Annotated in this window: 5 protein-coding genes; 4 read left to right on the top strand and 1 reads right to left on the bottom strand. The window is 36.2% G+C overall.

Annotated features, from left to right (window positions below; genetic code table 11):
- On the top strand, window positions 1-828 hold an 828-nt coding region (gene amrA, locus AC3AX0_RS10575; protein ID WP_487550256.1), incomplete at its 5' end, for an AmmeMemoRadiSam system protein A.
- An 8-nt stretch (window positions 829-836) separates the two neighbouring features.
- On the top strand, window positions 837-1,697 hold the full coding sequence (amrS, locus tag AC3AX0_RS10570; protein WP_487550255.1) for an AmmeMemoRadiSam system radical SAM enzyme: 861 nt from the start codon (window positions 837-839) through the stop codon (window positions 1,695-1,697).
- A gap of 35 nt (window positions 1,698-1,732) precedes the next feature.
- On the opposite strand, the gene AC3AX0_RS10565 is transcribed toward amrS, so the two are convergent.
- On the bottom strand, window positions 1,733-2,014 hold the full coding sequence (locus AC3AX0_RS10565; protein ID WP_487550254.1) for a cysteine-rich small domain-containing protein: 282 nt from the start codon (window positions 2,012-2,014) through the stop codon (window positions 1,733-1,735).
- A gap of 241 nt (window positions 2,015-2,255) precedes the next feature.
- On the opposite strand from AC3AX0_RS10565, the gene AC3AX0_RS10560 reads away from it, so the two are divergent.
- The gene (locus AC3AX0_RS10560) at window positions 2,256-2,642 is read left to right on the top strand and encodes a PTS sugar transporter subunit IIA (RefSeq protein WP_487550253.1); all 387 of its coding nucleotides are present in this window, start codon (window positions 2,256-2,258) and stop codon (window positions 2,640-2,642) included.
- Window positions 2,639-2,977: PTS sugar transporter subunit IIB (locus AC3AX0_RS10555; protein ID WP_487550252.1), on the top strand; the 339-nt coding region annotated here is incomplete at its 3' end. The genes AC3AX0_RS10560 and AC3AX0_RS10555, both read left to right, overlap by 4 nt.

The raw sequence follows: 2,977 nt of genomic DNA, 5'->3' as shown, positions 1-2,977 counted from the left end.
GGATATTCTCCTAAAGGAAAGGGTTTCGACAAGAGTATAATGGAATATATTAAAAACAATAACAGACTGGGAATAATGTCTGTAGATGAAACATATGCTGACGAGGCCGGTGAGTGCGGATTGCGGTCCCTTCAGATACTTATGGGTGCCCTTGACGGCCTTGAAACCGATAACAAAGTTTTGTCATATGAAGGTCCCTTTGGTGTAGGATATGGATGTGCTGAATTAAAGGTTAAAGGAAGGGCAGATGAATTTAAGATATTTGATGAAATAACCAGAGAGAACAGGTCCTGGTTGAGGAAGATAAGAGACATAGAAGATAGCTTTGTAAGGCTTGCCAGGAAGACTCTTGAAACCTATGTTTTTGAAAACAGGACTATAAAGTTTAATGAGGAAACTTTGGATAAAGAGCTTACCAACGACAGGGCTGGAGTATTTGTATCAATTAAAAAAGATGGAAATCTTAGAGGATGTATAGGAACTATAAATCCTACAAAGGACAGTGTTGCAGAAGAAATAATCAATAATGCCATAAGTGCCGGAATATATGATCCAAGGTTTAATCCGGTTGGAGAGGATGAACTTGAAGACCTTGTTTATTCAGTTGACATACTATCTCCTGCTGAAAAAATACATTCTAAAGATATGCTTGATCCATACAACTATGGAGTCATAGTTACCAGTGGCAGTAAAAAGGGACTTCTTCTTCCGAATCTAGATGGAATAGACGATATTGACGAACAGTTGAGAATAGCCCTTAGTAAGGCAGGTATCAACCAGTGGGAAGAATACGAGATGGAAAGATTTAAAGTAACCAGACACCACTAGGAGGAAGTATGGAAAAAGCAAGATTTTGGGAACTGGAAGAAAAGGGAATCAGATGCACATTGTGCCCCCACTATTGCCTTATTCCAATAAACAAAACGGGGATATGTAAGCAGAGAAAGAATATAAACAATATTCTCTATGCGTTGAACTATGGAAGTATAACATCATATGCCATAGACCCTATTGAAAAGAAACCTCTTTATCATTTTATGCCGGGAACACAGATTATGTCCTTTGGAAGCAGTGGATGCAATTTTAGTTGTAGATTTTGCCAGAACCATGAGATATCATTGGATGAACATCCCAAGTCTGTATTTCTACCCTATGAAAGGCTTGTTGAAATAACCATGAACGAGAATCTTGATTCTATAGCCTTTACATACAACGAGCCTACAGTCTGGTATGAATATATGATTGATACTGCCATGCTGGCGAAATCCTATGGTCTTAAGACTGTATGTGTAACCAATGGTTTCATCAACCACAAGCCTCTTATGGAGTTACTGAAGTATATGGATGCATTCAATGTGGACCTTAAATCCTTTTCTGATGAATACTATAAAAATATATGCGGTGGAAGGCTAGACCCTGTAATGGAAACCATAAAGACCATCTACAAAAGTAAGGCACATTTAGAAGTTACAACACTGGTAGTTGAAAGGGAGAATGATGACATGAGTAACCTTGAAGAACTTTTCAAATGGCTAGGATCCATAGATAGGGAAATAGTACTTCATCTGTCCAGGTATTATCCAGCATACAAGATGAATAATCCTCCAACAAAAGTGGAAACATTACTAAAAGCAAAAAAACGTGCAAAGAAATATTTAAATCATGTATATATAGGAAATGTAGCAGGAATTAGCTAATATCTGAGATATAATGAAAAAAATTAAGGCAGCGATTAAAAATCGCTACCTATTTTTATTACCTCTTTCATTTTGTTCATTACATATTCGTATCCGCCTGGAGAATGGGGGATTGTACAATTTGAACAGTCCTTTACACCCTTTGAGACTTTGAAGTTTCCTCCGCATTGGTTCTTTAGCATGTAAAGGGGGCAGAAGCAGAAAAGGCAGTTGAATTTTCCCTCATCTACGCCCTTGTGGCAGGGGAAGTATTCACAATCTCCATTCTGCACAAATTTAAAGTTTTCTGTCTCGAAATTTCTTTTATGTTTTCCCATATTTTTCTCCTCTTTAAATTAATATTACTACTTTATTTTTATCACATGATACTAATATATCAGAAAAAATTGAAAACTTCCATGTTTTATTATAAATTGAATAATTAACAATATTTAACACAAGTTTTACAAAAAAAGTGTTTAATTATGAAGGCGTTTGTATTATTCTATTAAATGAATAAGTGTGTTATAATAAAATGATATTAATTAATTTAATATAGTCAAAACCGAGGATGAAAAAATGAAAACAATAATAGTGACTCATGGAGATTTCGGAAGGGAGCTCTTAAAGAGTGTAGAAATGATAGTAGGAAAGCAGGAGAATGCTTGTGCCATTTCATTGAACCCTGGGGATAGTCCTGAGGGATTAAAGAACAGAATACTGGAAGCTATGAATGGAACAGGCCATATTTGCGTTTTTACAGACATGTATGGTGGAACCCCCTTCAATGTTTCCATTGATATTTTGCAAGACAGGTATTTCCATCTTCTGACAGGTGTGAATTTTCCAATGCTTATTGAATACTTCATGAAGGAAGATATAAATATGGATGAACTCGTTGAGACTTCAAAGGGAACACTCGTATTTGTCAACAGGGAAATGGGTCATGTACAGGAGGGGAAATGAGAGAAATAATATTAGCAAGAATTGATGACAGACTCCTTCATGGACAGGTGGTTGTTAAGTGGATACCACATCTTGAAGCCGATGTAGTAATAATTGTAGACGATGAACTTGACAACAATCCTTTTTTAAAGAAGGTTACATTGACGGCAGCGCCAAAAACAATTGATATTAAGGTTACTTCTGTGGACAATTTTAGTGAATGCTTCAAAAATGTGAAAGGAAGGATACTTCTTATAGCCAAGATTCCTCAGGTTTTTGAAAATCTAATAAACCAGGGTGTTGAAATAAAAAGGATAGTTCTTGGAGGCATGGGGTCCGGAGACAACCGGAAAAAC

The organism is Dethiosulfatibacter sp. (genome assembly GCF_983023055.1).
The sequence above is the reverse complement of the archived record's forward strand: the minus strand, read 5'-3'. Positions and strand labels throughout refer to the sequence as shown.